The organism is Rugamonas sp. FW305-51 (genome assembly GCF_058786935.1).
This window is the reverse complement of the sequence record NZ_JBYSZG010000016.1, coordinates 37826-57003: the sequence shown is the minus strand read 5'-3', so window position 1 is coordinate 57003 and position 19178 is coordinate 37826. Positions and strand designations below refer to the sequence as shown.

At 64.6% G+C, this 19178-nt stretch carries 17 protein-coding genes; 12 read left to right on the top strand and 5 right to left on the bottom strand.

Translation table 11 applies throughout. From position 1 onward, the window contains the following. Positions 1 to 149: 149 nt before the first annotated feature. Positions 150 to 848: a response regulator gene (locus AC3WOS_RS13320; RefSeq protein WP_492716442.1), complete on the top strand. Its 699-nt coding sequence runs from the start codon at positions 150 to 152 to the stop codon at positions 846 to 848. Then, positions 849 to 2336 (top strand): sensor histidine kinase, encoded by a 1488-nt coding sequence (locus AC3WOS_RS13315; protein WP_492716441.1) that lies wholly within the window; start codon positions 849 to 851, stop codon positions 2334 to 2336. It abuts the gene before it with no gap. A 208-nt stretch (positions 2337 to 2544) separates the two neighbouring features. Here AC3WOS_RS13315 and AC3WOS_RS13310 read toward each other — a convergent pair whose 3' ends face one another. The 5 genes from AC3WOS_RS13310 to AC3WOS_RS13290 form a co-directional block, all read right to left on the bottom strand. Next, the gene (locus AC3WOS_RS13310; protein ID WP_492716440.1) at positions 2545 to 2769 is read right to left on the bottom strand and encodes a type II toxin-antitoxin system HicA family toxin; all 225 of its coding nucleotides are present in this window, start codon (positions 2767 to 2769) and stop codon (positions 2545 to 2547) included. A gap of 3 nt (positions 2770 to 2772) precedes the next feature. After that, positions 2773 to 2982, bottom strand: a complete 210-nt coding sequence (locus AC3WOS_RS13305; protein ID WP_492716439.1) for a type II toxin-antitoxin system HicB family antitoxin — start codon at positions 2980 to 2982, stop codon at positions 2773 to 2775. A 145-nt stretch (positions 2983 to 3127) separates the two neighbouring features. Continuing rightward, positions 3128 to 5008, bottom strand: a complete 1881-nt coding sequence (locus AC3WOS_RS13300) for a methyl-accepting chemotaxis protein (protein ID WP_492716438.1) — start codon at positions 5006 to 5008, stop codon at positions 3128 to 3130. A gap of 504 nt (positions 5009 to 5512) precedes the next feature. Next, positions 5513 to 6835 carry a homoserine dehydrogenase gene (locus tag AC3WOS_RS13295; protein ID WP_492716437.1) on the bottom strand — a complete coding sequence of 441 codons (1323 nt, stop codon included), beginning with the start codon at positions 6833 to 6835 and terminating at the stop codon, positions 5513 to 5515. 74 nt (positions 6836 to 6909) lie between these two features. Further along, the gene (locus tag AC3WOS_RS13290; RefSeq protein ID WP_492716436.1) at positions 6910 to 8142 is read right to left on the bottom strand and encodes a pyridoxal phosphate-dependent aminotransferase; all 1233 of its coding nucleotides are present in this window, start codon (positions 8140 to 8142) and stop codon (positions 6910 to 6912) included. A gap of 196 nt (positions 8143 to 8338) precedes the next feature. On the opposite strand from AC3WOS_RS13290, the gene AC3WOS_RS13285 reads away from it, so the two are divergent. From AC3WOS_RS13285 to AC3WOS_RS13240, 10 genes are all read left to right on the top strand, one after another. Beyond that, positions 8339 to 8737, top strand: a complete 399-nt coding sequence (locus tag AC3WOS_RS13285; protein WP_492716530.1) for an Mth938-like domain-containing protein — start codon at positions 8339 to 8341, stop codon at positions 8735 to 8737. After that, positions 8737 to 10398, top strand: coding sequence for a glycosyltransferase family 39 protein (locus AC3WOS_RS13280; protein ID WP_492716435.1), 1662 nt, complete (start codon positions 8737 to 8739; stop codon positions 10396 to 10398). The genes AC3WOS_RS13285 and AC3WOS_RS13280 overlap by 1 nt, the downstream gene beginning before the upstream one ends. Before the next feature lie 21 nt (positions 10399 to 10419). Next, positions 10420 to 10791 (top strand): DMT family transporter, encoded by a 372-nt coding sequence (locus tag AC3WOS_RS13275; RefSeq protein WP_492716434.1) that lies wholly within the window; start codon positions 10420 to 10422, stop codon positions 10789 to 10791. A gap of 148 nt (positions 10792 to 10939) precedes the next feature. Beyond that, positions 10940 to 12076 (top strand): DegT/DnrJ/EryC1/StrS family aminotransferase, encoded by a 1137-nt coding sequence (locus AC3WOS_RS13270; RefSeq protein ID WP_492716529.1) that lies wholly within the window; start codon positions 10940 to 10942, stop codon positions 12074 to 12076. A gap of 29 nt (positions 12077 to 12105) precedes the next feature. Continuing rightward, positions 12106 to 13092, top strand: coding sequence for a glycosyltransferase (locus tag AC3WOS_RS13265; RefSeq protein ID WP_492716433.1), 987 nt, complete (start codon positions 12106 to 12108; stop codon positions 13090 to 13092). Further along, positions 13089 to 14048, top strand: a complete 960-nt coding sequence (locus AC3WOS_RS13260; RefSeq protein WP_492716432.1) for a formyltransferase — start codon at positions 13089 to 13091, stop codon at positions 14046 to 14048. Before AC3WOS_RS13265 ends, AC3WOS_RS13260 begins: the two co-directional genes overlap by 4 nt. 21 nt (positions 14049 to 14069) lie before the next feature. Beyond that, a complete protein-coding gene (locus AC3WOS_RS13255) occupies positions 14070 to 15122 on the top strand; it encodes a bifunctional UDP-4-keto-pentose/UDP-xylose synthase (protein ID WP_492716431.1) in 1053 nt (350 codons plus the stop codon). A 4-nt stretch (positions 15123 to 15126) separates the two neighbouring features. Continuing rightward, on the top strand, positions 15127 to 16116 hold the full coding sequence (locus AC3WOS_RS13250) for a polysaccharide deacetylase family protein (RefSeq protein WP_492716430.1): 990 nt from the start codon (positions 15127 to 15129) through the stop codon (positions 16114 to 16116). Positions 16117 to 16159: 43 nt separating this feature from the next. Next, on the top strand, positions 16160 to 16630 hold the full coding sequence (locus AC3WOS_RS13245) for a peroxiredoxin (protein WP_492716429.1): 471 nt from the start codon (positions 16160 to 16162) through the stop codon (positions 16628 to 16630). 256 nt (positions 16631 to 16886) lie between these two features. After that, on the top strand, positions 16887 to 18755 hold the full coding sequence (locus AC3WOS_RS13240; RefSeq protein ID WP_492716428.1) for a PhoH family protein: 1869 nt from the start codon (positions 16887 to 16889) through the stop codon (positions 18753 to 18755). The last annotated feature ends 423 nt before the right edge of the window (positions 18756 to 19178 follow it).

Genomic DNA, 19178 nt, shown 5'->3' with positions numbered 1-19178 from the left:
ACTTCCTTTCATTTGCCTTTCAATCCCGACAGGCAGGGCCTCCCCTGTCTCCCATGCACCACAAAGCGGCGCCACGGCCACGCAAATGGCCCGCCGGCGCTATGATGCAGGTCTGACACTGAACTTTTTTGATGTGATTGGCAAGATTTATGCGCGTTTTGTTAGTTGAAGACCACACTGAGCTCTCCCGCTGGCTGTCCAAGGCCCTGCGCGACGCCCATTTGACGGTCGAATGCGCCGACAACGGCGCCGACGCCGACGCCCTGCTGCACACCCAGGACTACGCGCTGGTGATCCTGGACCTGACGTTGCCGCGCATGGACGGGCTGGAGGTGCTCAAGCGCCTGCGCGCCCGTCCCGCGCCGCGCGGCCAGACCCCGGTGCTGATCCTGACCGCCCGCGGCGGCCTCGATGAGCGGGTGCAGGGCCTGAACCTGGGCGCCGACGACTACCTGGCCAAGCCGTTCGAACTGGCCGAGCTGGAAGCGCGCGTGCGCGCCCTGTTGCGCCGCAGCGTGGGCAACGAGGCGCTGGTGCACCAGTGCGGCGCGCTCAGTTTCGACACCGTTACCCGCACCTTCAGCTACGGCGGCGCCGTGCTGGCCCTGACCCCGCGCGAACACGCCGTGCTCGAAGCGCTCATTTCCCGTTCCGGCCGCGCCGTCTCCAAGGAAAAGCTGTTCGACGAAGTGTTTGCCCTGGACGACGACGCCAACCTGGACGCGATCGAACTGTACATCCACCGCGTGCGCAAGAAGCTCGACAACGGCGCGCCCGACGCCGCCGTCATCACCACCCTGCGCGGCATCGGCTACCTGCTGCAACCGCGCAGCGCCATCGGCGGCTAAATGGCGGCGCTGGCCTCCCGCCTGGCCGCCCGGCTGCGCAAGCGGGGGCCGGGCGCGCCGCTGGGCAGCCTGCGCGGCCAGCTGCTGCGCTGGCTGCTGGTGCCGCTGATCGTGCTGGTGATGCTGAACGCCATCTCCGTCTACCGCAACGCGCTCGACGCGGCCGACATGGCCTACGACCGCTCGCTGCTGGCCTCCACCCGGGCGCTGGCCGAACGGGTCTCCGTCGTCGACGGCAAGGTGGTGGCCGACGTGCCCTATGTGGCGCTCGACAGCTTCGAGACCGACACTCTGGGCCGCATCTACTACAAGGTCACCGGCATCCACGGCGAGACCGTGTCCGGCTACGACGACCTGCCGCCGGTGCCGGCCAACGTGCCGCGCTCGCAGGCCTATCCGGCGCTGGTGCGCTTCTACCATGCCAACTACAACGGCCAGCCGCTGCGTATCGCCGCCCTGCTGCAACCGGTGTACGACGACTCCATGCGCGGCATCGCCCTGATCCAGGTGGGCGAAACGCTGGACGCGCGGCGCGGCCTGTCGAACCAGATCCTGTTCGACACCCTGCTGTGGCAGGCCGGCCTGCTGCTGGCGCTGGCCCTGCTGGTGTGGTTCGCCGTGCGGCTGGTGCTGCAGCCGCTGATGCGCCTGAAACTGGAAGTGGAAACGCGCAGCCTGAACGACCTGTCCGACGTCGATCCGGCGCTGGTGCACAAGGAGGTGCGGCCGCTGGTGGCGGCCATGAACACCTCGATGGCGCGGCTGCAAAGCCTGATCGCCAGCCAGCGCCGCTTCATCGCCGACGCCTCGCACCAGCTGCGCACCCCGCTCACGGTGCTCAAGACCCAGGCCGAACTGGCGCTGCGCGAATGCGACCGTCCGCAGGCCGACCCGCGGCAGATGCAGGCGGCCCTGCGCGACATCGTGCACAGCATCGCCGCCACCACCGACTCCACCGTCAACCTGGCCAACCGGCTGCTGACGCTGGCGCGCATCGAGCATGGCGGCCAGGGCGGCGACCATGCGGCGCTGGCCCCGGTGGCGCTGCGCGACGTGGCGCGCCAGGTGGGGCTGGAACTGGCGATGGCGGCCGTGGCCAAGCAGATCGACCTGTCGCTGGAGGGCGACGGCGCGGCCATGGTGCGGGGCCAGCCGCTGCTGCTGCATGAACTGGTGGCCAACCTGGTGGACAACGCGCTGCGCTACACGCCGGCCGGCGGTACGGTGCTGCTGCGGGTGCGCGACACGGCCCATGGCGCCACGCTGGAGGTGGAAGACAGCGGCCCCGGCATCGCCGCCGCCGAGCGCGAAAAAGTGTTCGCCCCGTTCTACCGCGCCGCCGCCACCATGGAGCGCAACCCGGGCGGCGCCGGCCTGGGCCTGGCCATCGTGCGCGACATCGCCGTGCTGCATGGCGCTACGCTGACGCTGGCCGATGCCGGCGGGCCGCAGGGCTTGCTGGTGCGGGTGGCGTTTCCGCTGCATTGATAGCCGGCCGTATCCGAGTCCGTCGGCGGCTGGCGCTTTGCCGGCGCCGGTTTGATGTAGGCGCGGATGGCCTCGACGATGATAGGTTCCAGCGCGCTGACACGCCGACGCCGCAGCCATACTATCCCGGCACGACCAACGCCAGCCCCACCCTGACCAAAGATGCGCCGGGCGCTGCGACGATGATGGCCGTTATCAGTTCCGGCCCCTAGCGATGGCGAAGGAACTCTTCCATAGTGAGTCCGATATCCTTGGCTATTTGCCGAAGCAGGACGGGCGAGACATCTTGGCCTTGGTGAAACGGCACAGTAGTGCATCGTCCATTGATGTCACGGAATTGCTTATGCGATCCGCGCTGACGTACCTCGGCAAAACCTAATTTGATGAGGATGGCAATAATCTCACTGGGCTTCAAAACGGGAATATTTCCCATTTTTTAAGCAACGTCGACCTGCTGGACGCCGACAAACTCGGACTCAAGAATCGGCTCGCCATCTTCCAGCAGCATGGAGATGACTTCCTTGAGGTTGCGATTGAGTTCGTCCAGCGTCATGCCCTGTGCGTGCGCCCCGGGGAAACCCGGCACAAACCCGACAAAAAGCTTGGTATCGGGACAACGCTCTATGACGGCGGAATAAGTTCTCATGATACGCTCCGGTTCGCGCCTGTTGCCATACTTCCCAGCATGCTGTGCTCAGCCTATTTTAGCAGCGTTCCAACCATCCTCCTGGCCTTCGCGCAAGGACCGCCCGCCCTGCCAACGCGGCCAGCGTCGCCGCCAACCGCCCGCCTCACCCCCGCTCGTCGAGCTTGAACACGCTGACCACGGCCGCCAGGTTGGCCGCCTGCTCCTGCAGCGAGGCGGCGGCCGCGGCCGCCTGCTCCACCAGCGCCGCGTTCTGCTGGGTGGTGCTGTCGATTGCCGTCACGGCCAGGTTGACCTGGGCGATGCCGTCGCGCTGCTCGTGGCTGGCCGCCACGATCTCGCTCATGATGCTCGTCACCTGCTCGACGGAGGCGACGATCTTGCTCATCGTGGCGCCCGCCTCGTCCACCAGCGTGCTGCCGGCGTCGACCTTGTTGACGGAGTCGCCGATCAGCTCCTTGATCTCCTTGGCCGCCGCCGCGCTGCGCTGGGCCAGGTTGCGCACTTCCGACGCCACCACGGCAAAGCCGCGGCCCTGCTCACCGGCCCGGGCCGCTTCCACGGCCGCGTTCAGGGCCAGGATGTTGGTCTGGAAGGCGATGCCGTCGATCACGCCAATGATGTCGACGATCTTGCGCGAACTGTCCTTGATCGAGGCCATCGTGTCGACCACCCGTCCCACCACCTCGCCGCCCTGGGTGGCGTAGCCGGAGGCCGACTGCACCAGTTCGTTGGCGTGGCGGGCGCTGTCGGCGTTCTGCGACACGGTGGCCGTCAGCTCTTCCATCGCCGACGCCGTCTGCTCCAGGCTGGACGCTTGCCCTTCCGTGCGGGCCGACAAGTCGAGGTTGCCGCTGGCGATTTCCGCCGAGGCGGTGGCGATGGTGTCGGTGCTGTTGCGCACTTCCCGTATGGTGCGGTTGAGGGAGGACACGAAACGGTTGAAGGCGTCGGCCAGCATGCCGATCTCGTCGCCCGTCTCCACCGTCATGCGGCGCGACAGGTCGCCGTTGCCGTCGGCGATCTGGCCCAGCATCTGCGCGGCCCGCGCCACGGGTGCGGCCATGGCGCGGCTTACCAGCCAGATCACGAACAGGCCGATGCCGCCGCCCACCAGGCCGCCCACCAGGGCCGCCAGCAGCACGGAACGGGTCACCTGGCCCAGCACTTCGCGCTCCGGCACTTCCGCGATCACGTACATATTCAGTTCCGGCACGAACGACGAGGCGACGATGCGCTTGCCTTCCGGCGCGCTGTAGTTGACGGTGGTGAAACGCTGGCCGCCCAGCAGCTTGCCGCTCAGCTCTTCGCTAAAGCCGGGCAAGTCCTTCAGGAAGTGCTTGCCGTCCACCAGCTTGGCGTCGCGGTGCACCAGCAGGCTGCCGTTGGCCCGCACCAGGAACACATAACCCGACTCGCCCACCTTGTAGCTGCGGATGGTGTCGGCCAGCTTGTCGATGGACAGGCCCAGGCCGGCCACGCCATCCTTGCCGCTGCCCCCGTCGAAACGGTAATTGATGAACAACATGTAGGTATTGGCGCTCACGTCCTTGTCGATGTCGAGCGTGTACGGCTTGCCGCCGGACAGGAAACTGTAGAACCACTGGTCGGAGGCCGCTTCCTTGTGCAGCGTGCGGTCCAGCCCGGTTGGTGTGTAATACTTGCCGGTGGCGCCGGACACCCAGAACACGGTGGCCGCCTTCATCTTGGCCTGGATGCGCTGGGCATAAGCCTTCCACGCATCGGCGCCCGTGTCCGGCAAGCCCTGGTTTTCCCAGTCCAGCAGGAAGCTGTTGTTGGCGACGGCCTGCGAAGCGGCCAGCGGTTCGGCGATCTGGCGCAGGATGTCGTTGCGGATCTCGCCCACCACGGCCGGCAGTTCCTGTCCCACCACGCGCTCGCGGATGGTGTTGCCCGTCATGACCACGCTCAGCGTGGCCGACAGCACCAGGAACAACAGCAGGCAAAGGGCCATGCTCGACATCAGCTTTTGCTGGATCGACAGGCGGCGTAAGAATTCAGACATACGATCTCCCCGGAATTATTTGATGGCCGCTTGACATCAGCCGCTAGCCTGCACGTTCCCGCCGGTCGCCGCGTGCACAAGCAACACGCGGGCCATTGTGAATTGAGCGTAATCGATTTTTAATCTTTGACGCAACAAGATATATGCACAAGAAACTACCGGTTGCCGCCCCGCCTGGCCGCCCATCCAGCCGGCGCTTGGCGCCCCGTGGCAAGCGTCGCTCAGGATAACGCGGAACCAATAGTCGCTATCACTGTAACGCTATGGGCGGCGTTGCGCCACCGCCGCATATATTGTTACGCGGCGCTGTGGTTTTCCCGGCAATCCGTGTCGCCCCCAAAAAATGGGGACGTACCCCATTTTCCGAGAAACCGTGTTACGTCCCCGGTTTCTCAAATAATGGGGTACGTCCCCATTTTTTCCGGCTTCCTGAAGATCCAAAAAAGAAAGGCCAGCGCCCGTTGCCGGGGGCTGGCCTCGTTGCCGCGCAAGCGGGCTGGGCGGTTAGCTCAGGTTTTCCAGGCGGATCTTGGTCACGCTGCCGAATACGCTGGCCAGCCCTTCCATCTTGGCGATGGCCGCTTCCACGTTCTTTTCCTGGGTCTGGTGGGTCAGGAAGATGATGTCGGTGCGGATCTCGCCTTCCGCCGGTTCCTTCTGCAGCATGGCGTCGATCGAGATGGTGGCGTCGGCCAGGATGCGCGTCAGGTCGGCCAGCACGCCGGGCTGGTCGGCCACGTTCATGCGCAGGTAGTAGCTGGTGGTGATCTCGGCCATCGGCAGGATCTCGATGTCCGTCATCTCGTTGGGCTGGAACGCCAGGTGCGGCACGCGGTGCTCCGGGTCCGCCGTGGCCAGGCGGGTGATGTCGACCAGGTCGGCGATGACGGCCGAAGCGGTCGGCTCGGCGCCGGCGCCCTTGCCGTAGTACAGCGTGGCACCGACGGCGTCGCCCTGCACCAGCACGGCGTTCATGGCCCCTTCCACGTTGGCGATCAGGCGCTTGGACGGGATCAGGGTCGGGTGCACGCGCAGTTCCACCCCTTCCGTGCCGTTGACCTTGGCGCGCTTGGCGATGCCCAGCAGCTTGATGCGGTAGCCCAGTTGTTCGGCGTAGCGGATGTCGATGGCGTTGAGCTTGGAAATGCCTTCCACGTAGGCCTTGTCGAACTGCACCGGGATGCCGAACGCGATCGCGGCCAGGATGGTAGCCTTGTGCGCCGCGTCCACCCCTTCGATGTCGAAAGTGGGGTCCGCTTCCGCATAACCGAGTTCCTGCGCCTGCTTGAGCACGGTGGCGAAGTCCAGGCCCTTGTCGCGCATCTCGGACAGGATGAAGTTGGTGGTGCCGTTGATGATGCCGGCCAGCCAGTCGATGCGGTTGGCCGTCAAGCCTTCGCGCAGCGCCTTGATGATGGGGATGCCGCCGGCCACGGCCGCCTCGAACGCCACCATCACGCCTTTTTCCTGGGCCGCGGCGAAGATTTCATTGCCGTGCACGGCCAGCAGGGCCTTGTTGGCCGTGACCACGTGCTTGCCGTTGGCGATCGCTTGCAGCACCAGCGTCTTGGCCAGGTCGTAGCCGCCGATCAGCTCGACGACGATTTCGATCTCGGGATCGTTGACGATGTCGAACGGGTCGGCCACGACCTTGACCTGGCCGCCCGTGCGCTCCTTGGCCCGTTCCAGGTTGCGGGCCGAGACGGCCACCACTTCGATGCCGCGGCCGGCGCGGCGGCGGATTTCTTCCTGGTTGCGGCGCAACACGTTGAACGTACCGGCGCCGACGTTGCCGATGCCTAACAGACCTACTTTGATGGGATTCATAACAACACTCGTTTCATTGCGGTGATGTCGGACACCGCACTGGCGGCGCCCGGTGGATAGGGGGCGAAAACGGCTCAATAGCCCAGGCTGTGGCGCTTGCGGTAACCTTCCATGAAGCGCGCGATGCGGCCGAACGCTTCCGTCATGTCGTCCGAATTGGGCAGGAACACGACGCGGAAGTGGTCATGGTTGATCCAGTTAAAACCGCTGCCCTGGACGATGAGCACCTTGGTTTCGGCCAGCAGCTCGTAGGCGAACTGCTGGTCGTCGACGATCGGGTAGACCTTGGGATCGAGCCGCGGGAACATGTAGAGCGCCGCCTTCGGCTTGACGCAGGTGATGCCGGGGATGTCCGTCAGCAACTGGTAAGCGAGGTCGCGTTGCTTGAGCAGGCGTCCGCCCGGCCCCACCAGGTCTTGTATGCTCTGGTAGCCGCCGAGCGCAGTCTGGATCGCAAACTGGCCCGGTGCGTTGGCGCACAAACGCATCGAGGCCAGCATGTTGAGGCCCTCGATGTAATCTTTGGCATGGGCCTTCTCGCCCGACACCACCATCCAGCCGGAACGGTAGCCGCAGGAGCGGTAGTTCTTCGACAGGCCGTTGAAGGTCACGCACAGCACGTCGTCGGCCAGCGAGGCGATCGATACGTGCTGGGCTTCGTCGTACAGCACCTTGTCGTAGATTTCGTCGGCGTAGATGATGAGCTGGTTCTGGCGCGCGATCTCGATGATCTCGCGCAGCAGTTCGACCGGGTACAGGGCCCCCGTCGGGTTATTCGGGTTGATGATGACGATGGCGCGCGTGTTGGACGTGATCTTGCTGCGGATGTCGGCCAGGTCCGGATACCAGTCCTGCTGTTCGTCGCAGATGTAATGCACGGGCGTGCCGCCGGACAGGCTGACGGCGGCCGTCCACAGCGGGTAGTCGGGCGCCGGCACCAGCACTTCGTCGCCCGTGTTGAGCAGGGCGTTCATGGCCATCACGATCAGTTCCGAGGCGCCGTTGCCCAGGTAGATGTCGTCGATGGTGACGCCACGGATGTTCTTGCCCTGGGTGTAGTGCATGATGGCCTTGCGCGGCGCGAACATGCCCTTGGAATCGGTGTAGCCGGCCGCGTTGGGCAGGTTGACCATCATGTCGTGGACGATCTCGTCGGGCGGATCGAAGCCGAACACGGCCAAGTTGCCAATATTCAACTTCGTGATCTTGTGTCCTTCTTCCTCCATTTGCCGGGCCTTTTCCGGCACCGGGCCGCGGATCTCATAGCAGACTTCCGCAAGTTTGTTCGATTTATGAATCGGTCGCAAAATAAAATCCTGTCTTGGTGGAGCAAAACGACGCGGCCTGCCAATTTCGGCCCTGGCCCATGCTGCAATGCGAAAAGACCCATTCTGCCGAAAGCCTCCCATTTAATCAACCTTTGCGGGGGGCAGGCCCGGGAAAAACGCTACAATGACGCTTCTTTTGCCGACCAACGACCGCAAGAACACGTCTTTTTCGCCTATGAAGCTCCATCCCAGCAGTACCCAGCAGTACCAGACCGTCACCGGCTACGACGACACCGGCGTCGAAATCAACGCCCGGCGCTACAACTTCAGCCTGATCGTGCTGCCCGAGACGGCGCCCCGCGCCTGGGGCGCGCCCGCCTTCGAGGAGTTGACGGAAGCCCATTTCAACGAGATCCTGGAACACGGCCCCGACGTCGTGATCCTGGGCACGGGCGCGCGCCAGCGCTTCATCCACCCCAAGCTGACGGCCGCGCTGACCATGCGCCGCATCGGCGTGGAGTGCATGGACAACCAGGCAGCTTGCCGCACTTACAACATTTTGATGGGCGAAGGCCGCAAGGTCACGCTGGCCCTGGTATTGGATGCGAATCCGGGCACGGGTGAGCCGGCCTGATGAACAACGACCTGTACAACTCCAAAAAACTGCTGTGGTCACTCGCCCTCGTCTTCACCCTGGTATGGCTGTATGTGCTGGGCTGGCGCACCCTGGTGCCGCCCGACGAGGGCCGCTACGCGGAAATGGCGCGCGAAATGCTCGCCTCCGGCGACTGGATCACCACCCGCCTGAACGGCATCAAGTACTTTGAAAAGCCGCCCCTGCAGACGTGGATGAACGCCCTGTCGTTCGCCGCCTTCGGCGTGGGCGAATGGCAGGCGCGCCTGTGGACGGGCCTGTGCGGCCTGCTGGGCGTGTTGCTGACGGGCTACACGGGCCACAAGGTGTTCGGCCCCCGGGTCGGCTTCTACGCCGCGCTGGCGCTCGGCTCCAGCCTGTTCTGGGTGGCGTCGGGCCAGATCGATTCGCTCGACATGGGCCTGTCGGGCATGATGACCATCGCCCTGTGCGCCCTGCTGCTGGCCCAGCGCGACGCCGCCACGCCGGCCGGGCAGCGCAACTGGATGCTGCTGTGCTGGGCCGGCATGGCGCTGGCCGTGCTGGCCAAGGGCTTGATCGGCCTGGTGCTGCCCGGCGCCGTGCTGGTGCTCTACACGCTGGCCGCGCGCGACTGGGCCATCTGGACCCGCCTGCACCTGGGCAAGGGCCTGCTGCTGTTCTTCGCCGTGGCCACGCCGTGGTTCGTGCTGGTGGCCCTGAAGAATCCGGAACAGCCCCACTTCTTCTTCATCCACGAGCATTTCGAGCGCTTCCTGCTCAAGACCCACCACCGCGAAGGGGCCTGGTATTACTTCTTCGTCATGCTCATCCCCGGCATCCTGCCGTGGCTGGGCGTGCTGCCGCAAAGCCTGCTGGGCGCGCTGCGCCGTGAACGGGGCGCCTTCCAGCCGCGCCTGATGCTGCTGGTGTGGGCCGTGTTCATCTTCTTCTTCTTCAGCTATTCGAGCTCCAAGCTGCCCGGCTACATCCTGCCCATCTTCCCCGCCCTGGCGCTGCTGATCGCCGCCTACCTGGAAAACGCGGCGCGCGCCAACCGCGTGTTCGCGGCCGTGCTGCTGTTGCTGGTGGGCGTGGCCGGCATCGCCGCCGTGCCCCAGATCGTCCACGTCGCCGTGCACAACCGGGCCGAAGTGAAGATGCTGGAAGCGTACCAGCCGTGGGTGCTGGCGGCGGCCATCATCGCCGCGGCCGGCGGCGCGCTGGCCCTGCTGCACGCCCGCCACCTGCGGCGCGACGCCAGCGTGCTGACGCTGGCCATCGCCGGCTTCCTGGCCACCCAGCTGGTGCTGGCCGGCTTTGAACCGTACGGCAAGCTGCGGGCCGGCAAGGCGCTGACCCACCGCATCGCGGCCGAACTGGGACCGGACACCAAGGTCTATTCCGTCTCCACCTATGAACAGTCGATGACTTTCTACCTGGGCCGCACCGTGACCCTGGTCGACTACTGGGACGAATTCACCTTCGGCCTGGAACAGCAGCCCGAGCTGTCCATCCCCAAGGTCGAGGACTGGATCGCCGTCTGGCGGCGCGATGCGGCGGCCGGCGTCAAGGCCATCGCCATCATCGACGTGAAAGACTACCAGCAACTGCAAGCGCGCGGCGTGCCCATGCGCGTCGTGGCCGAAGATACCCGACGCATGGCCGTCGCCAACCTGTAATCCGCCAACCTGTCCAATTTAATGAATATTGCAACCTTCAGTTTTATCGTCACCGGCGTGCTGCTCAACGCCCTGGCCCAGCTGCTGCTCAAAGCGGGCACCAAGTCCGTCGGCGCCATCCACCTCACCATGGACAACTGGTTTGCCATCGGCCTCAAGGTGGCCACCCAGCTGCCCATCATCGGCGGCCTGACCTGCTATGTGCTGTCGGTGGTGCTGTGGATTATCGCCCTGTCGCGGGTGGACGTGTCGATCGCCTACCCCATGCTCTCACTCGGTTATGTGGTGACGGCCGTGGGCGCCTGGTACTTCTTCGGCGAAGCCGTGTCGCTGCAGCGGATGGCGGCCATCGTCGTGATCCTGATCGGCGTGGCCCTGCTGGCGCGCAGCTAAACCTTATTTTTAAGTATCGATTTTGCCGTCGGGCCAACAAAATGGCCTGGCCATTCGAGAAAGATTTAAAATATGCGCTGCCCCGGGGACGGTGCGCCACGAGCGCCCGTCCAACCGCTAGAACAAGATGAAGAGAGTGACCACCGATATGAGCGCTGCCCTGCCCTTCCTGCCGTTTTCCAAACCCACCATCGATGAAGCCACCATCGCCGCCGTCGGCGAGGTGCTGCGCTCGGGCTGGATCACCAGCGGCCCCAAAGTCCAGGCCTTCGAGGCGAAGATGTCCGAATACTTCGGCGGCCGCCCCGTGCGCACCTTCAATTCCGGCACCTGCACCATGGAGATCGCGCTGCGCATCGCCGGCATCGGCCCCGGCGACGAAGTGATCACGACCCCGATTTCGTGGGTGGCCACGGCCAACGTCATCATCGAAGTGGGCGCCACGCCCGTGTTCGCCGACATCGATCCCGTCACCCGCAACATCGACCTCGACCAGCTGGAAGCGGCCATCACGCCCCGCACCCGCGCCATCATCCCGGTCTACCTGTCCGGCCTGCCCGTCGACATGGACCGCCTGTACGCCATCGCCGCCAAGCACAACTTGCGCGTGGTGGAGGACGCGGCGCAAGCGTTCGGCTCGGAGTGGAAGGGCAAGCGCATCGGCTCGTTCGGCGACTTCGTCTCGTTCAGCTTCCAGGCCAACAAGAACATCACCACCGGCGAAGGCGGCTGCCTGGTCCTCAACAACGAGGCAGAGGCCCGCCTGGCCGAGAAATACCGCCTGCAGGGCGTCACCCGCAGCGGCGTGGACGGCATCGACGTCGATGTGTTGGGCGGCAAATACAATATGAGCGACATCATGGCCGCCATCGGCCTGGGCCAGTTCGCCAACATCGACGCCATCACGGCCCACCGCCGCGCGCTGGCGCGCCACTATTTCGACTGCTTCGGCGCCGATTTCGAAGCGCAGTCCGGCGCCCAGCTGCCGCTGCAAGCCTTCGACAGCAGCAACTACCACCTGTTCCAGATCATCCTGCCCGACCAGGGCCCGGACACGCGCGCCAACTTCATGCGCCAGATGGCCGAGCACAACGTCGGCACCGGCTACCACTACGCGCCCATCCACCTGTTCACCCTGTACCGCGAACGGGGCTTCAAGGAAGGCATGTTCCCCGTGTCGGAAAAGATCGGCCGCCTGACGGTGACGCTGCCCATGTTCTACGCCATGACCAAGGCCGACGTCGAGCGCGCCGTGGCCGCCGTCAAAGCCATCCTGATCAAATAACCGCAATGACCGCAACGATTGCATCACCCATGAAACCAGAAATATCCGTCGTCATCCCGATCTACAACGAACAGGCCGGCCTGCAGGCCCTGTTCGACCGCCTTTATCCCGCGCTCGACGCGCTGCAAAGCAGCTATGAAATCGTGTTCGTCAACGACGGCAGCCGCGACAACTCGGTCTCCATCCTGGCCGAGCAGTTCCGCGCCCGCCCCGACGTCACGCGCGTGGTGCTGTTCAACGGTAACTACGGCCAGCACATGGCCATCCTGGCCGGCTTCGAGGCGGCCCGCGGCGAGATCATGATCACGCTCGACGCCGACCTGCAGAACCCGCCCGAGGAAATCAAGCACCTGGTGGCCAAGATGCGCGAAGGCTACGACTACGTGGGCTCGATCCGCCGCAAGCGCCAGGATTCGGCCTGGCGCACCTACGCCTCCAAGGCCATGAACCAGCTGCGCGAGCGCATCACCAACATCAAGATCACGGACCAGGGCAATATGCTGCGCGCCTACGGCCGCAACGTGATCGACCTGGTCAACCAGTGCGGCGAAGTGAATACCTTCGTGCCGGCCCTGGCCTACCGCTTCGCCCGCAAGCCGACGGAAATCCTGGTCGAGCACGAGGAACGGGCCGCCGGCGAATCGAAGTACTCGCTCTACAGCCTGATCCGCCTCAATTTCGACCTGGTGACGGGCTTCTCGCTGGTGCCGCTGCAAATGTTCTCCATGCTGGGCATGGCGCTGTCGATCGGCTCGGGCCTGCTGGTGTTCATCCTGCTGGTGCGCCGCCTGTTCCTGGGGGCCGAGGCCGAAGGTCTGTTCACCCTGTTCGCGATCGCCTTCTTCTTCATGGGCGTGATCCTGTTCGGCATCGGACTGCTGGGCGAATACGTGGGCCGCATCTTCCAGCAAGTGCGGGCCCGCCCGCGCTACGTGGTGCAAACCATCCTGCAGCAGACCCATGGCCATGAAGCGCTGGACACGGACGAGCTGGAAAAACGCTCGGTGGCGCGATGAGCGGCGCCCTGTCCGCGCGCCGTCCGCGCGCCGTCGTCTTCGCCTACCACAACGTGGGCGTGCGCTGCCTGAAAGTGCTGCTGGCCGGCGGCGTGGACGTGGCCCTGGTGGTCACCCATGAGGACAGCGAGCACGAGAACATCTGGTTCGACTCCGTCATCTCGGTCTGCCAGGCCGAAGGCATCCCCTACATCACGCCGGCCGACGCCAGATCGCCCGAGCTGCTGGCCCAGGTGCAGGCGGCCACACCGGACCTGATGTTCAGCTTCTACTACCGCCACATGCTGCCGGCCGAGCTGCTGGCCGTGGCGCCGGCCTACAATATGCACGGTTCGCTGCTGCCCCAGTTCCGCGGCCGCGCCCCCGTCAACTGGGCCGTGCTGCATGGCGCCGACGTGACCGGCGCCACCCTGCACGAAATGACGGTCAAGCCCGACGCGGGCGCCATCGTGGCCCAGATGGAGGTGCCCATCCTGCCCGACGACACGGCCTTCGAAGTGTTCGGCAAGGTCACCGTGGCGGCCGAACAGGCCCTGTGGCGCGTGCTGCCTGCGCTGCTGGCCGGCACGGCGCCGCGCCTGCCCAACGACCTGACCCAGGGCGGCTACTTCGGCGGGCGCAAGCCCGAGGACGGCCGCATCGACTGGCGCCAGCCGGCCCAGGTGGTCTACAACCTGCACCGGGCCGTGGCGCCGCCCTACCCCGGCGCCTTCACCGACCTCGGCGGGGTGCGCTATGTGGTGCAGCGGGCACGCCTGCATAAGCAAAACAGTAATCAGAACGACAACATTGCCGCAGCAAGTTTGCGTCCGGGCTTGGCAGTAGTGGATAATTGCATCTTTGGCGTGTGCGGCGATGGCCGTATGCTGACGATTTCCGCCTTGACGGCCGACGGTGCTCCCATCACGGCCGGGCAGTTGCACTCCCGCCTGGCCGCTTCCGCCAGCGGACAATGAACATTACCTAGAGAAGATCACATGAAAAAAGTCCTCATCCTCGGCGTCAACGGCTTCATCGGCCACCACCTGTCGAAGCGCATCCTGGAAACGACCGACTGGCACGTCTACGGCATGGACATGAGCACTGACCGCATCACCGACGTGCTCGAGAACGAAGCGTACAAATCGCGCATGCACTTCTTCGAAGGCGACATCACCATCAACAAGGAATGGGTCGAGTACCACGTCAAGAAGTGCGACGTGATCCTGCCGCTGGTGGCCATCGCCACCCCGTCGACCTACGTCAAGCAGCCGCTGCGCGTGTTCGAGCTGGACTTCGAGGCCAACCTGCCCATCGTCCGTTCGGCCGCCAAGTACGGCAAGCACCTGGTGTTCCCGTCGACCTCGGAAGTGTATGGCATGTGCCACGACGAGGAATTCGATCCCGAGAACTCGGAACTGATCTGCGGCCCGATCAACAAGCCGCGCTGGATCTACTCCAACGCCAAGCAGCTGATGGACCGCGTGATCTGGGGCTACGGCATGGAAGGCCTGAACTTCACCCTGTTCCGTCCGTTCAACTGGATCGGCGCCGGCCTGGACTCGATCCACACGCCAAAAGAAGGTTCGTCACGCGTGGTGACCCAGTTCTTCGGCCACATCGTCCGTGGCGAGAACATCTCGCTGGTGGACGGCGGCGCCCAGAAGCGCGCCTTCACCGACATCGACGACGGCATCGACGCCCTGATGAAGATCATCGCCAACAAGGACGGCGCCGCCTCCGGCAAGATCTACAACATCGGCAACCCGGTCAACAACTATTCGATCCGCGAGCTGGCCGGCATGATGCTGAAACTGGCCGAGGAATACCCGGAATACGCCACCGGCGCCAAGCAGGTCAAGATCGTGGAAACCACGTCCGGCGCCTACTACGGCGCGGGCTACCAGGACGTGCAGAACCGCGTGCCGAAAATCACCAACACCTGCGAAGAGCTGGGCTGGAAACCGACCACCACCATGGCCGACGCCCTGCGCAAGATCTTCGACGCCTACCGCAGCCAGGTAGCCGAAGCCCAGGCCCTGATGGATTGATGATTTGACCGACACCTTGCCCAACCAGCGACGGCCGCTGCTCACGCTCAAGATCGACGTCGACACCTATCGCGGCACCCGCGAGGGTGTGCCCAACCTGGCGCGCATGCTGCAGGCGCACCAGGCCCACGCCACCTTCCTGTTCTCGCTGGGGCCCGACCACACGGGCTGGGCCCTGCGGCGGGCGCTGCGGCCCGGCTTCTTCAGCAAGGTGTCGCGTACCTCCGTGGTCGAGCACTACGGCTTCAAGACCCTGATGTACGGCACCCTGCTGCCGGGACCGGACATCGGCAAGCAGTGCGCGGCCGAGCTGCGCGCCGTGCGCGACGCCGGCTTCGAATGCGGCATCCACACCTGGGACCACGTGCTGTGGCAGGACAACGTGGCCAAGCGCCACGCCGCCTGGACCGTGACCATGATGCGCAAGGCCGCCGCCCGCTATCACAGCGTGTTCGGCGCGCCGCCCCACACCCATGGCGCGGCCGGCTGGCAGATGAACGGCGCCGCCTTCATCGAGCATGACGCGGCCGGCTACCGCTACGCCTCGGACGGCCGCTGCGTGCTCAACGACAATGGCACGCTGGCCAATCCCGCCGACGGCCCGCACCGGCTGGCCGTGGACGGCAAGGTACTGGACTGCATCCAGCTGCCCACCACCCTGCCCACGCTGGACGAGCTGCTGGGGCGCGAGATCGATGGCACCGTCATCACCACGGCCAACATCGCCACCTTCCTGCTCAAGCTGACGGCGGGCGCCACGCGCGACCATGTCTACACGCTGCACGCCGAGCTTGAAGGACAAAAACTCGCCCCCATCTTCGAGCAGTTATTGGCCGGATGGCGCGCCCAGGGTTACCAGCTGGCGTCCATGGCCGACCACTACGGGCAGCTCAAGGATGACATGCTGGATGACGTGCTGCCCGTGTGCCCCATGACGTGGGGCGAATTACCGGGACGCTCGGGCCAGCTGATGGTGCAAGGTGCCGCCCGCTAGCTCGTGTCCCCCTTGCTGAAGTTCACCGTTCAGGAGAGAACCTGTGGCTGATCGCCAAACCGTAGCACCCGTAGCCGATTTTTCCGCCCCCATGACGGGCGGCCTGACGTTCCAGCTGGCCGGCCGTCCGGCCCGCTACACGGTGCTGTATTTCTACCCGAAGGACAATACGCCGGGCTGCACCACCGAGAGCATGGCCTTCCGCGACCTGTACGCCCAGTTCCAGGCGGCCGGCACCGAAATCTACGGCATCAGCCGCGATTCGCTGCGCTCGCACGAAGGCTTCAAGACCAAGCTGGGCCTGCCGTTCGAACTGATTTCCGACCCCGATGAGGCCGTGTGCCAGCAATTTGGCGTGATGAAACTGAAGCAGATGTACGGCAAGACCGTGCGCGGCATCGAACGCAGCACGTTTGTCATTGACGCTCAAGGGCAAATGGTGAAAGAATGGAGAGGCGTGAAGGTAGCAGGTCACGTCGATGAAGTGCTGGAATTTGTGGCGCGTCAGGCTTAATGCGCGTTGCAAACGCCCAGTTTGCTCAACCGTAGCAGAACCATGCGCATCTGGCCATTTTGAGTCATCACTGTACCAACTCTCACCCTACATGGTGGCCAGCCGGCCACCACGCGGTATCTTATCCGGGCCGTCTGTGTGCCCGTCGGCAGCCTTGTAACCCTGTATCCCCCGCATCCACCCCATTCGGCTCCCCTGCTCGCGCCGGGCTGGCCCATGGGCGGATTCCTCCAGAATTTATTTGATCGAGATCCTGATGCCTCTGCCAAAAATCCCCAGTAAGCCAGCGACTTTACTGCTGGCAAAAGATTATCCCAAGGCCAGCGGCCCTCGTCCTGTGCCGGCCGTCGTGGCCGAAGTAGCGCCGGCCGTTGCCGCGCCCAAGAAAGCGGCGCCGGCCAAGGCCAAGGTCGCCGCCAAGCCGGTGGCCAGCAAGCCGGTGACGGCAGCCAAGCCGGTGGCGGCCAAGCCCGTCGCGGCAGCCAAGCCGGTCGCCGCGGCCAAGCCGGTTGCCGGCAAAGCCAAGGCCGCCATCCTGCAGGCCGCGCCGCTGCACGTGCCGGCCGGCGAAGCGTCGCCCACGCCGTCCAAGGTCAAGGCCGCACCGGCGGCGCGCGCTAAGGTGGTGCCGCTGACGGCCGAAGCGCCCCATCCGGCCAAGCACAAGCCGGTGGAAGTACCGCTCAAGTCCTCCACCAGCCGCCATGCCGACCAGACCGGCCAGACCAAGCTGTTCGTGCTCGACACCAACGTGCTGATGCACGATCCGTCGTCGCTGTTCCGCTTCGAGGAGCACGACGTCTACCTGCCGATGATGACGCTGGAAGAACTGGACAACCACAAGAAGGGCATGACGGAAGTGGCGCGCAACGCCCGCCAGGTGTCGCGCACGCTGGACGCGCTGGTGTCGAACACGGACGACGACGCGATCGAAAAAGGCATTCCCCTGTCCAAGCTGGGCAACAAGGACGCCAAGGGCCGGCTGTACTTCCAGACCCGCCTGCAAAGCGCGGACCTGCCGGCCGGCCTGCCGGTGGGCAAGGCCGACAACCAGATCCTGGCCGTGGTCCGTTCGCTGGAAGCGGAACAGGAAGGCCGTCCCGTGGTGCTGGTGTCGAAAGACATCAACATGCGCATCAAGGCGCGCGCCCTGGGCTTGCCGGCCGAAGACTACTTCAACGACCACGTGCTGGAAGACACCGACCTGCTGTACTCGGGCATCGTCCAGCTGCCGGACGACTTCTGGAACAAGCATGGCAAGGACATGGAGTCCTGGCAGGAGAACAAGAACGGCCAGAGCGCCACGTTCTACCGCGTGACGGGGCCGTTCGTGCCGTCCATGCTGGTCAACCAGTTCATCTTCCTGGAACCCAAGAATGGCGAAGCGCCGTTCTACGGCCAGGTCAAGCAGATCAACGGCAAGACGGCCGTGCTGCAGACGCTGCGCGATTTCAGCCACAACAAGAACAATGTGTGGGGCGTGACGGCCCGCAACCGCGAGCAGAACTTCGCGCTGAACCTGCTGATGAACCCGGAGTGCGACTTCGTCACCCTGCTGGGCCAGGCCGGTACCGGCAAGACCCTGCTGGCGCTGGCGGCCGGCCTGGCGCAAGTGCTGGAGACGAAACTCTACAACGAGATCATCGTGACCCGCGTCACGGTGCCCGTGGGCGAGGACATCGGCTTCCTGCCCGGCACGGAAGAGGAAAAGATGTCGCCATGGATGGGCGCCTTCGACGACAACCTGGAAGTGCTCAACAAGTCCGATTCGGACGGCGGCGAGTGGGGCCGGGCCGCGACCCAGGACCTGATCCGTTCGCGCATCAAGATCAAGTCGCTCAACTTCATGCGGGGCCGCACCTTCGTCAACAAGTTCCTCATCATCGACGAAGCGCAGAACCTCACGCCCAAGCAGATCAAGACCCTGGTCACGCGCGCCGGTCCCGGCACCAAGATCCTGTGCCTGGGTAACATCGCCCAGATCGACACGCCATACCTGACGGAAGGCTCAAGCGGCCTCACCTACGTAGTGGACCGCTTCAAGGGCTGGGCCCACAGTGGCCACGTGACGCTGGCGCGCGGCGAACGTTCGCGCCTGGCCGACCACGCGAGCGAAGTGCTGTAAGCCTGACTTCCCTTCCCCAACGCCCCGCCCGCAGCAATGCCGGCGGGGCGTTTTTTTTGTAGCTCACGGATGAGCGGGAAACTGCCCCGAACGAGGCTTGAGGTAGCGGCTTTCGTTTTTGTCCCCGCTGTCTAATTCGGTCGAAACAATGCGAGTCCGCGCTAATGGCGTCCAGAATTTCCGGACCGCCAAATTCTGTAGACTGCAATCGACTCCGCAAAGCAACTCGGAGACCGAGTTAGACTTTTCTTCCTTTGGGCTTAGACCGGTGTGGTGAGGCCACGGCAACTTATAGCCTGCGTAGTCTTTCGTCAGACTGCGTCCTGCAATTTTTCCGCACCGAACGGAGTGCCAAGTTCAGGAATTCCGTTACGGGATGGTTGGCAGCTCGCATTGTTTGATACACCGATTTTCTCCATTTAA

Bases quoted from the DNA above. Each gene is read 5' to 3' on its own strand.
- AC3WOS_RS13320 (WP_492716442.1), top strand. From the start codon at position 150: ATGCGCGTTTTGTTAGTTGAAGACCACACTGAGCTCTCCCGCTGGCTG.
- AC3WOS_RS13315 (WP_492716441.1), top strand. From the start codon at position 849: ATGGCGGCGCTGGCCTCCCGCCTGGCCGCCCGGCTGCGCAAGCGGGGG.
- AC3WOS_RS13310 (WP_492716440.1), bottom strand. From the start codon at position 2,769: ATGGGAAATATTCCCGTTTTGAAGCCCAGTGAGATTATTGCCATCCTC.
- AC3WOS_RS13305 (WP_492716439.1), bottom strand. From the start codon at position 2,982: ATGAGAACTTATTCCGCCGTCATAGAGCGTTGTCCCGATACCAAGCTT.
- AC3WOS_RS13300 (WP_492716438.1), bottom strand. From the start codon at position 5,008: ATGTCTGAATTCTTACGCCGCCTGTCGATCCAGCAAAAGCTGATGTCG.
- AC3WOS_RS13295 (WP_492716437.1), bottom strand. From the start codon at position 6,835: ATGAATCCCATCAAAGTAGGTCTGTTAGGCATCGGCAACGTCGGCGCC.
- AC3WOS_RS13285 (WP_492716530.1), top strand. From the start codon at position 8,339: ATGAAGCTCCATCCCAGCAGTACCCAGCAGTACCAGACCGTCACCGGC.
- AC3WOS_RS13280 (WP_492716435.1), top strand. From the start codon at position 8,737: ATGAACAACGACCTGTACAACTCCAAAAAACTGCTGTGGTCACTCGCC.
- AC3WOS_RS13275 (WP_492716434.1), top strand. From the start codon at position 10,420: ATGAATATTGCAACCTTCAGTTTTATCGTCACCGGCGTGCTGCTCAAC.
- AC3WOS_RS13270 (WP_492716529.1), top strand. From the start codon at position 10,940: ATGAGCGCTGCCCTGCCCTTCCTGCCGTTTTCCAAACCCACCATCGAT.
- AC3WOS_RS13265 (WP_492716433.1), top strand. From the start codon at position 12,106: ATGAAACCAGAAATATCCGTCGTCATCCCGATCTACAACGAACAGGCC.
- AC3WOS_RS13260 (WP_492716432.1), top strand. From the start codon at position 13,089: ATGAGCGGCGCCCTGTCCGCGCGCCGTCCGCGCGCCGTCGTCTTCGCC.
- AC3WOS_RS13255 (WP_492716431.1), top strand. From the start codon at position 14,070: ATGAAAAAAGTCCTCATCCTCGGCGTCAACGGCTTCATCGGCCACCAC.
- AC3WOS_RS13240 (WP_492716428.1), top strand. From the start codon at position 16,887: ATGCCTCTGCCAAAAATCCCCAGTAAGCCAGCGACTTTACTGCTGGCA.